This is a genomic window from Corynebacterium sp. HMSC071F07 (assembly GCF_001810285.1).
GTDB classification, from domain to species: Bacteria; Actinomycetota; Actinomycetes; order Mycobacteriales; family Mycobacteriaceae; genus Corynebacterium; species Corynebacterium simulans.
Map to the genome: position 1 here is coordinate 1 of NZ_KV800713.1, position 4,388 is coordinate 4,388.

At 59.6% G+C, this 4,388-nt stretch carries 4 protein-coding genes and 1 pseudogene; 1 reads left to right on the top strand and 4 read right to left on the bottom strand.

The window, feature by feature from the left end; translation table 11 throughout:
- Positions 1-209 precede the first annotated feature (209 nt).
- On the top strand, positions 210-569 hold the full coding sequence (locus HMPREF2724_RS08310; RefSeq protein ID WP_061921121.1) for a DUF2200 domain-containing protein: 360 nt from the start codon (positions 210-212) through the stop codon (positions 567-569).
- On the opposite strand, the gene HMPREF2724_RS08315 is transcribed toward HMPREF2724_RS08310, so the two are convergent.
- The 4 genes and pseudogenes from HMPREF2724_RS08315 to HMPREF2724_RS13245 form a co-directional block, all read right to left on the bottom strand.
- Positions 550-1,674 carry an aminotransferase class I/II-fold pyridoxal phosphate-dependent enzyme gene (locus tag HMPREF2724_RS08315; protein ID WP_061921123.1) on the bottom strand — a complete coding sequence of 375 codons (1,125 nt, stop codon included), beginning with the start codon at positions 1,672-1,674 and terminating at the stop codon, positions 550-552. The two genes, HMPREF2724_RS08310 and HMPREF2724_RS08315, sit on opposite strands and share 20 nt — an antisense overlap.
- Positions 1,674-2,312 (bottom strand): DUF3239 domain-containing protein, encoded by a 639-nt coding sequence (locus HMPREF2724_RS08320; RefSeq protein ID WP_061921125.1) that lies wholly within the window; start codon positions 2,310-2,312, stop codon positions 1,674-1,676. Before HMPREF2724_RS08320 ends, HMPREF2724_RS08315 begins: the two co-directional genes overlap by 1 nt.
- A gap of 4 nt (positions 2,313-2,316) precedes the next feature.
- On the bottom strand, positions 2,317-3,948 hold the full coding sequence (locus HMPREF2724_RS08325; protein WP_070588193.1) for a DNA repair helicase XPB: 1,632 nt from the start codon (positions 3,946-3,948) through the stop codon (positions 2,317-2,319).
- A gap of 71 nt (positions 3,949-4,019) precedes the next feature.
- Positions 4,020-4,388 (bottom strand): annotated as a pseudogene (locus HMPREF2724_RS13245) (WYL domain-containing protein); the annotation flags it as partial.

Below are 4,388 nucleotides of genomic sequence, written 5' to 3' on the forward strand. Positions count from 1 at the left end.
TACCGCCGACATAAAACAATAAACACACAATTACATATAGAAAGTAGCGCCTGTGCTATCCGAAACAACGGAACTGCACAGGCGTTACTGTCGTTTTACCCTATAGCGTTTGGCAGTGAGGTCTCTGTAGGTCGTGTAGTTCATGTAGTTGGTGTGGTTCGAACCGCTTCGTGCCTGTTCTCTGCTTGTTTACCTGTACGGTGGTTCCTATGTCTCAAGCCAAGGAACCACGCATCTTCCGCATGGAGTGGAAAGAAATTCATAGTGCCTACATTGCTAAGGCGGAGCGGAAGTCTCGTACTAGGGAAGAAATAGATGAGCTTATCTCGTGGCTTACTGGCTACGATGCAGAGGGCATTGTCTCAGCGGGAGAGCGAAGCGTGCGCGAGTTCTTTGATGAAGCACCTGCGCTTAACCCCGACCGTGTCTTGATTAACGGTAGCGTGTGCGGTGTTAAGGTCCAAGAAGTTGAGGACCCTTTGATGCAAAAAATTCGCCAGCTCGACAAGCTAATTGACGAACTGGCGAAGGGTAAGGCCTTGGAGAAGATCAAGCGCTCAGACGCTTAACTGCCTCTTTGATTACCGCAGGGCGCTTACAGAACGCGAAACGGACTTTGTAGCGCCATGGTTCGGGGTTATCGGCAAAGGCAGCAAGCGGGATGGCAGCAACCCCGTGTGTCTCGGGGAGCTTTGTACAGAATTCAACTCCGTCCATGCCAGAGGAGCTCACGTCGGCGACTAAATAGTAAGTGCCTTGAGTCTCGTGGACTTGGTAGCCGGCCTTACTTAGGCCATCAACTAGGATGTCGCGGCATTCGGCCAGCTCTTCCACCATGGCCTTCTGCCAGCCCCGCTCATATACCAGCGCGTGGGCCACTGCGGCTTGGAAAGGCGTGGCAGATACAAAGGTCATGAACTGCTTTGCTCTGATGACGCCATCGAGGAGCTCTGGGTGGGCAATGGCCCAGCCGGTCTTCCAGCCGGTGGCGTTGAAGGACTTAGCCGCCGAGCCGACCTTGACCGTACGGGTTTCCATGCCTGGGATGCGCTGGATGTCCACGTGCGTGGCAGACCCGAAGGTGAGGTCCTCGTAGACCTCGTCGGAAAGCACGAGCAAGTCATGCTCCACGCAGATATCGCGGAGGCCCTCTAGTGCTGTGCGGCTAAATACTGAACCGGTGGGGTTATGCGGAGAATTGACGATCACCATCGCGGTCTTAACTGTCACAGCGGCGCGCACAGCATCGACGTCGAGATCCCAGCTTTCTCCGGAAGGCTTGAGCGGGACGGGGACACGGGTGGCGTCGGCAAGCGCAATGGCGGCGGCGTAGGCGTCGTAGTAAGGCTCCAGCACAATGACCTCTTGGCCCGGCTCTACGAGTCCCAGCACGGTCGCGGTGATGGCCTCCGTTGCGCCCGCGGTGACCACGATGGCCTTGCGTGCAACGCAGTAGTGGTGTGCCAAGGCGTCGATAAGCTCAGGGCGCCCGCGCAGGGGAGCGTATTGATTATTTCCCGTCGCAATCTGCTCCTGCGCGATCTCCAGCATGCGCTCTGGCCCATCAGAGTCCGGGAAGCCTTGTCCCAGATTGATGGCGTCATTATCGATTGCCAGCTGGGTCATGGTGGCGAAGATGGTCTCGCCAAATTGCTGCAGACGTTTAACCGTCATTAGAGCACTAAGAGATCGTAACGGGTGGCCTTCACATCATTGAGGCGCTTGCGGGCGCGGTCAAGCTTTTGCCACTGGTCTTCCGGGATTGCCTTACGCGCCATGGTGACGACCTCAGCGTCCGGCGTGCCCCATGCAATGGGCATCGGGGTGACCTGCTGCCAGTGTTCTTTATCGCTGTTGTTGCGGTGACCGGAAACTGCGGCAACCGGCAGCTTTGTGCCCACAGTGCGCTTGACACCTGGCACGGAAGTAACGGTGCGCAGGCAAGCTGCCCAACGCGGCGGAAGCCCGGGATCAACGTTGGTGTTCACTAGCGCCATCAGCACCATGTCACGTTCGTTGACCTCAGCTACCACTGCTGGTGCCAGCGGGTAGGAATCATAGAGGTGCTGTGCGGTGCCAACCTGGCGCGCGGCTGCAACGCCTACGATGGCCACGAGGATGCCGAAGAGCAACATACCGAGGCCAATGGTAAATCCCCAGTCCGCATCCACAGTCATGTAGACCGCAGCGGCACCGATGATGAGCAGCAAGCCCATGATGAGGCCGGAGTTGCGCAGACGCGCGGAATCGCGCAGGAGTTCATTGTTCTTCTTGGCGTAGGTCTCGTCGACCTGAAACTTGAAAATCTTCATCAGGTCATAAGTCTACTTCGTTGACGAGACGGTACGCGTATCCCTGTTCCGCCAAGAAGCGCTGGCGGTGGAGCGCATAGTCCGCATCCACGGAATCACGGGTGACGAGGGTGTAAAACTTTGCTTCCTTACCGTCTTCCTTTGGGCGCAAGAGGCGTCCTAGGCGCTGGGCTTCTTCCTGCCGCGAGCCGAAGGTGCCGGAGACCTGAATAGCTAGGGCAGCTTCGGGAAGATCAATGGAAAAGTTTGCCACCTTGGAGACCACGAGTGTTTGTACCTCGCCGTCGCGGAAAGCTTGGAAGAGCTTTTCCCGCTTGGAGTTCGAGGTCTTGCCGTCGATTACTGGCGCGCCCAAGTGCGAGCCGAGTTCTTCCAGTTGCTCTACGTAACCGCCAATGATGAGTGCTTGCTGGCCAGCATGCTTGGCCAAAATCTTATCCACGGCACGGTGCTTTGCGCTTGACGACGCCGCGATTCGGTAGCGATCCCGCGCCTGCGCCGTGGCATAGAGCATCCGCTCCTCGGCGTCCATGTCAACGCGTACCTCGATGCACTCCGCCGTGGCGATGTAGCCGGCGGCTTCGAGTTCCTTCCACGGGGCGTCGTAGCGCTTGGGGCCGATGAGGGAGAAGACGTCTCCCTCCATCCCGTCCTCGCGGATGAGCGTGGCGGTAAGGCCCAAGCGGCGGCGCGATTGGAGATCCGAAGTCATGCGGAACACGGGAGCAGGAAGCAGGTGGACCTCGTCGTAGATGATTAGACCCCAGTCGCGGGAGTCAAAGAGCTCAAGGGCGCGGTATTCGCCCTTCGTCTTGCGGGTTACCACCTGATAGGTGGCGATTGTGATCGGTTTGATCTCCTTCTTTTCACCGGAGTATTCGCCAACCTCGTTCTCGGTCAACGAGGTACGCCGCAGCAGCTCGTTGCGCCACTGGCGTCCGGCCACTGTATTGGTAACCAGGATCAACGTGGTGGCTTGGGCCTTGGCCATCGCCGCCGCGCCCACGATGGTCTTGCCAGCGCCACAGGGCAGCACGACCACGCCGGAGCCGCCGGACCAGAAGGATTCTGCGGCATAGGATTGGTAATCGCGCAGCGCCCAGCCTTCCTCCACCAAAGGGATGGGGTGGGACTCGCCGTCGACGTAACCGGCAAGATCCTCGGCCGGCCAGTTGGCCTTGAGCAGCTCCTGCTTGAGGCGGCCGCGCTGCGAAGGCGGCACGGCGAAGGTGTTGCCGTCGATGCGAGCGCCCAGCAGCTGGCTGACCTTCTTGTGTCGCGCGAGTTCTTCGAGGATCGGAACCTCGGCAGATTCCAAGATGAGGCCATGCGCCGGATGCGAGTGGAGGCGCACGCGGCCGTAGCGCGACATGGTCTCCGCGACGTCGATAAGCAGCGCCTGCGGAACCGGGAAACGCGAATAACGCTCGAGCACGTCGACCACCTGCTCGGCGTCGTGGCCCGCGGCGCGGGCGTTCCACAGCGCCAGCGGTGTGATGCGATAAGTGTGAACGTGCTCTGGCGCGCGCTCCAGTTCTGCAAAGGGCGAAAGCGCGATGCGGGCTGCGGCAGCGTCTTCGTGGTCGACCTCCAAGAGCACCGTCTTGTCGGATTGTACGATGAGCGGTCCGGGCATCTACTTGCTCCTTTGTACAGGTTCGCCAATGGTAGAAAGCCAAAAGTATAGCCCCGATCGCCCTGCTGGCGCTAAGCGAGTTCCACGGCAGTGATGCGGTGCAAAGGGAAGCGGATGGTGGAACCATCGGTGCCGGTGGCATCGACCTGACCTCCGGCGACGGACAGCGGCTTTACAGTCCTGGACTTGGAATTGCCGTTCTTATCCGCATAGGTGATCTTGACGGGGCGCCCGCCGCGGGCAGCAGCGTGAAGAACGTCGAGGCTGGATTCGTCCGCTGCGGTGGGCGCGGGTGATTCGGTATCAAGCAGAGCCTTGGCGACGCTCGTCGGATCCGGGCGAGTGGGGCCAGCCTTGCGAGGTGCCGGAGTAGGCAGTGCGTAGGGCTCGAGCGCCATATTCAGGGAAGCACCTGATTCATCTTCGCCGGCGGGAGCAAG

What these genes read in the sequence shown, in the direction of transcription:
- HMPREF2724_RS08310 (WP_061921121.1), top strand. Translation starts at nt 210, where the DNA reads ATGTCTCAAGCCAAGGAACCACGCATCTTCCGCATGGAGTGGAAAGAA.
- HMPREF2724_RS08315 (WP_061921123.1), bottom strand. Translation starts at nt 1,674, where the DNA reads ATGACGGTTAAACGTCTGCAGCAATTTGGCGAGACCATCTTCGCCACC.
- HMPREF2724_RS08320 (WP_061921125.1), bottom strand. Translation starts at nt 2,312, where the DNA reads ATGAAGATTTTCAAGTTTCAGGTCGACGAGACCTACGCCAAGAAGAAC.
- HMPREF2724_RS08325 (WP_070588193.1), bottom strand. Translation starts at nt 3,948, where the DNA reads ATGCCCGGACCGCTCATCGTACAATCCGACAAGACGGTGCTCTTGGAG.